The sequence below is a fragment of the Desulfuromonadaceae bacterium genome (assembly GCA_019429445.1).
GTDB lineage: Bacteria > Desulfobacterota > Desulfuromonadia > Desulfuromonadales > JAHYIW01 > JAHYIW01.
The window spans coordinates 1-4364 of record JAHYIW010000060.1 but is presented as its reverse complement, the minus strand read 5'-3'; the positions used below and the strand labels follow the sequence as shown (position 1 = coordinate 4364).

The 4364-nt window shown below is 56.3% G+C and carries 3 protein-coding genes; 1 reads left to right on the top strand and 2 read right to left on the bottom strand.

The window, feature by feature from the left end; all coding sequences use genetic code 11:
• Positions 1 to 300 precede the first annotated feature (300 nt).
• Positions 301 to 1122 carry a formylglycine-generating enzyme family protein gene (locus K0A93_13530; GenBank protein MBW6513110.1) on the top strand — a complete coding sequence of 274 codons (822 nt, stop codon included), beginning with the start codon at positions 301 to 303 and terminating at the stop codon, positions 1120 to 1122.
• Here K0A93_13530 and K0A93_13525 read toward each other — a convergent pair whose 3' ends face one another.
• Together K0A93_13525 and K0A93_13520 are read right to left on the bottom strand one after the other, a co-directional pair.
• Positions 1123 to 2580 (bottom strand): tetratricopeptide repeat protein, encoded by a 1458-nt coding sequence (locus tag K0A93_13525; protein ID MBW6513109.1) that lies wholly within the window; start codon positions 2578 to 2580, stop codon positions 1123 to 1125.
• A 54-nt stretch (positions 2581 to 2634) separates the two neighbouring features.
• Positions 2635 to 4364 (bottom strand): hypothetical protein (locus K0A93_13520; GenBank protein MBW6513108.1); only part of this gene is annotated, 1730 nt, incomplete at its 5' end.

Genomic DNA, 4364 nt, shown 5'->3' with positions numbered 1-4364 from the left:
AAGTGAGAAACTCGCCATTTTACAAACACGGGATACGTGCGTCCGGGATTCACGTTAAAAGCTAACCATTTAATTTTAAGAGATTATAGATTCAGCTTGACAGGCGGACTATAGAATGTCCCCCTATACTATTCCATCCAGGATACGGAACTGACTATCTGGGTTGTTAAAGTAGGTCATCGCAGGGAACGTTTTTGCCATTGACGGACAGCCTTTTAATGGGTGACCCCGCTTAGGTTTTTGCAACTCGATATTGAATTAGTGTATAATCGACATTATTTTTCCTCAGGAGGTTCTCCAATGTTCTGGATAATTCATCGCTCTACTCTGATTTTTCTCTATGTGTGTATCTGCCTGACGTCCACCGCGTTTGCCGCGAATGCGCAACCTCTGGAAACTTACACCGATCCCACCACCGGCATGCAGTTCGTCTACATTCCCGGCGGTACATTCATCATGGGGGATCCAAGCGGCAAGGATCCCTTTGCCGTCCCGGCCCACGAGGTGACGGTTAAACCGTTTTACCTGGGGAAATATGAGGTGACCTTTGCAGAATATGACAAGTTTGCCCGGGAGACGAAAAGGGATCTGCCGGACGACATGGGGTGGGGGCGTGGCATCCGGCCGGTGATCAATGTCACCTGGCACGACGCGGTCGCCTTCACCAAGTGGCTTTCGAAGAAAACCGGCAAAACCTTCCGTCTCCCTTCCGAGGCCGAATGGGAGCTTGCGGGGCGCGGCGGGACGACAACCTACTACTACTGGGGGGACAATCTGGGCCGCAGCAACGCCAATTGTGACGGGTGTGGCAGCCCGTGGGACGATAAGCAGACCGCAGCCGTCGGCTCATTTAGAGCCAACCCCTACGGTCTCTACGATATGACCGGAAATGTCTACGAATGGTGCCTGGACAGCCGCCATCGCAGCTACGAGGGGGCACCCAAAGATGGCTCAGCATGGCTAAAAAAAGGGCAAAAAGACAGTCGCGGCCGGGAGTTCCGCATCAATCGCGGCGGATCGTGGTTTCAGCCAGCCCGAGAGATGACTATTTACCGGCGTTGCTGGGACGCCGCCGAAGATAAACGCGCGGAGCTCGGTTTTCGTGTCCTGCTTGAACCGTGATCAATCCTTCTGCCGCGCCTGAGTCAGCAGACTATCGATCTCCTGGAGCATACCGGAATAATGGAATTCCGACCAGGGCTGCTGTTTGAGCTTGTTCAGTAGCGGCACTGCCTCCCCACTTCTCCTCATTTCGATCAGCAACTCTGCTTTGCGCAAGCCGATTAATGCATGATCTGGCAGTGCTTGCATTGCCTTCTCGATCATGGCCAGAGCAGCTTCTTTCTCCCCTTGTTTTGTCTTGAGATTGATCAACTCAAAATATTCCAGGGCATAAAGCGGATCGAGCGACACTGCCTTTTCAAGCTCCAGCAACCCCTGATCCAACTGCTTCAGCTGGCGGCGCGCCCGATACTGGCGATAAAAGCTGTCTGCGTCACGCGGCAGCAGTTTTTGGATAGCCTGGGCTTTTTCAATAATCACCTCAGGCTGAAAGAAGCTGTCGAGATAGCACATCTCACCCCGGATTTTCATGGCTGCCGACGGGCTGTCAAGCCGTCTCGGATCCGCCACAAAAGCCGCCACGTCATCCCCCAGAAAACGCATCAGCAAGGGAACATCAAAGCTAAGATTGTCACGGGATACCGTCACCCCCAGCGTTCGATAGTCACGAGTCGCCACCTTCTGGAAGTGGCCGGTCAGCAGCGGATACAATGGAGTTCTGACTTCATTCCGATAAATGGCCGTAAAAAAACCGGAGTCGATATGGACCAGCAGCGGCCCCTTTACAATCGGTAGGCGATCAATGCTGACTACATCAACCGACACCCCCCCCAACACCCCTGAGTAAGCACCGTTTTCTGTCACCTTGAACGAGTCGATATCGTCCCCCCACCCGGCGGCCCGCTGGCGCAGCCCTTGCTTGAAGTCAACCAAGGGGAGCAGTTCCATCCCCCCTTCCACCGGGACGACCCAAATCACCCGGGAGAAATATCTTTGGCGCATGGCTGCGGCAACGCCCATGCTTGGCGACAACAGCTGATCGGGGACTGGGCGCGCCACACGCCGCACTACCTCTTGATCGTCACCATGTTGCAGCAAAAGATCAACCTCAACTTGCATAGCTTCAGTAAGCGGTTTCAGCGGTCGACCGGAAAAAAGCAGCAGTGCCGGTTTTTTCTTGGCAAAGCGCCTCCACACGGGAAGCGCTTCAGCCTGTTCCTCTACCAACAACGGTTTGATGGGATTATTTAACAAGGTTTCTACTAATGATGAGGCGATTTCAGGCTTGTTCTCGGAAGAGGCTTGAGACTGACCGGGATGGACCACTGCAGGGGACTTCTGCGTCAATGTTACTGGTGGGCTGGTAATAGACGGTGGCTCATCATGACGCTGGCAAGCAACAAGGAACATCGTCACCAAAATGACGGCAGGCAGAAACAGCCAGTTGCTCCAATCTTTAATTCCCTGCATATCGACCTCATCTTTTTGAACCGTTTTTGTGACCACCAGATAAACCACGGGCCGGGATCACTCCCGGCCCGCACGATTAATTATATGACGATTCGGTTCACCTTACCAAGGTGTTACCGTATTCCACTGCTGACCATTACCTATACCATTGTATGTATCATCCCCACCAAATGCATCGACACCCAAGGTCGGGGTGGCCTGCTCAACACGGTGGCAGTTGAACGCCTCGTCCGCCATGCGGTACTCGTATCCCGAGTGCTTGACATCAAGACAGTTGGTGCGCATCAGCGCCGGCAGCTCCGAAGCGTGCGGGTTGTGGCACTTGGAGCAGGGGAACTGGTGGTAGCCGGTTTGCGTTGTGGCGGTGGTGCTGGCCACGGTAACACCCCAACTGACGGATTTATTGTGAGCATATTCTTTTGAATCCGTCGCCCCACTATCGCCCCCCAGGCGGGCAGTCAGGGCAAAGAGGTCCTGACCGTAGCCGGTGTTGTTGTAATAATGCTTGCCCATCGAATCGCGGCCGCTGGCCAGCTGGTTGGCGGCCGGGGTAATGTTGAAGAGGTCCCGCACGGTGGTCGACCCGCCGAATCCGGGAACGGTCGCCTTGTGCCCGGACCAGTTGGAGGTGCGGGTGTCAATGTTCGCCTGGCTGTGGCAGGCGGTCATACAGAGGCCGGCAAAGTTGGTCATACTTGTGCTGTTGAAGTTCGCTGCATCGCGGTTGTAGAAGTACTGCTGCACCGGCAAGGTTCCGGCGGATTCTGTCGCCCACTTGTCCATCCCAAAAGTATTGGCGTCAATGAAGTAACCCCAGGCGCCGTTCTGCGTGCCGACGATGCCGTAACCGCCGCCGATCTCCTTCGGCACCCAAGTGGTGGCTCCGTTCGACGGCTCCGCCCGCGGGGAGAAGGCGGTGTTCGCGCCGCGGGCCGTGCTGTTGGCGTTTGGCCAATTGAAAAGACCGACCGGCTGCCCGGCGTAACTCGGCGGTGTGCGGTCCTCGTAGTACGGCGAAGTCAGCCACATGCCCTTGAGGGCGGGTGAGTAGAACTGCGCCACCGTCGGCGAGCCGTGCACGTCATGACAGGTGGTGCAGACGATACTGGCAGCAGCGTCGCTCGCCGTTCCGCCATCGACCTTGTCGGCGATGTGCAGGACCGAGACCCCGCCCTTGCCGGTCTTGTATTCGAAACTCGGACTCTTCCAGGTACCGCCATTCCAGTGGCCGGTGGTGGTATCACCGTAGTAGTCGGCAACGCCTTTGTTGTCATGACAGCCCCAACAGAGGGCCGGGTCACTCAAAGCGCCCTCGCTGTCGTAATCGTAGCCGACACCGGCCAACGACGAGGGGAGTCCACCGAGCATGCGGGCCGCAACCGCTGTGCCGACGGCATCGGCCGTAGCGGTTTTCGATGCCGTTCCCGAACCGTGGGACGGGTGGCAGTGGAGACAGCCCATCGCCGTGGTCACGCTCGACTCAGTCCCTTTGAGCTGATTGCCGCCTGGGTTGCCGTGCGGCGAGATTGCCTTGGCTTTTGTCGGCACAATGGCGGTGCCATAGGTCGCACCATTGAAGTTATGGTTATTGTAAGTTGTCGCCGACGTATAGTTAGCCATCGACCGTGCTGGTGCCGACAAACCACTGATGGTCACACCGCGAGTGTCATCGTGACACGAGACACAATGGGTATTGGCCGACGATAAGTCGGCACTGCTGTAGGTCGCGGTGGTAAAGGTCGTATTATCGGCATTCCAGACTTTGAGCTGGATCGTACCGTCAGGGCCGCTCGACTCGTCGTGACACTTCTCGCAATCGGCGTTGGTCGGGG